The organism is Caballeronia sp. LZ029 (assembly GCF_031451275.1).
In the GTDB taxonomy this organism is placed as follows: Bacteria; Pseudomonadota; Gammaproteobacteria; order Burkholderiales; family Burkholderiaceae; genus Caballeronia; species Caballeronia jiangsuensis.
Window position 1 is genome coordinate 1 of sequence record NZ_JARUXO010000015.1, and the last position, 683, is coordinate 683.

Sequence of the window (683 nt, forward strand, 5' to 3'; positions counted from 1 at the left end):
ATCAGCATCGCGAAGCGGCGTCCTTCCGTCTGCATGATCGTGACGATGCCCTGCGTCGGCTCGGTGCGCGCGCCTTCGACATCGAACACGCGATGCAGCGCGACGAGCGGCAGATATTCGCCGCGCACGCGCACGACGCGCTCGCCGTTCGCGACCGTGTAGATGTCTTCCGCGACCGGTTGCAGCGACTCCATCACGAAGTTCAGCGGCAGAATGAAGATCTCGTTGCCGACCTTCACCGACATGCCGTCGAGGATCGCGAGCGTGAGCGGCAGCACGATCTTCGTCGTCGTGCCCGCGCCCTGGCGCGACATGATTTCGACGTGGCCGCCCATCGACTGGATGTTGCGCTTCACCACGTCCATGCCTACGCCGCGGCCGGAGATATCGGTCACCTGCTCGGCGGTCGAGAAGCCCGGCATGAAGATGAGTTGCCAGACTTCCTCATCGCTCATCGATTCGGAAACCTGCATGCCCTGCTTCTGCGCCTTCGCGAGAATCTTGTCGCGGCGCAGGCCGGCGCCGTCGTCGCTCACTTCGATCACGATGTTGCCGCCGTGATGCGCCGCCGACAGCACGAGCTGGCCGGTGGTCGACTTGCCCGCCGCGCGGCGCGCTTCCACGGTTTCGATGCCGTGATCGAGCGAGTTGCGCACGAGGTGCGTGAGCGGATCGATGATGCG

1 protein-coding gene is annotated in these 683 nt (G+C 64.9%); it reads right to left on the reverse strand.

Going from position 1 to position 683, the window contains the following annotated elements; translation table 11 throughout:
- The coding region (locus QCE73_RS33890) for an ATP-binding protein (RefSeq protein ID WP_309885321.1) at positions 1-683 on the reverse strand (683 nt) is incomplete at both ends.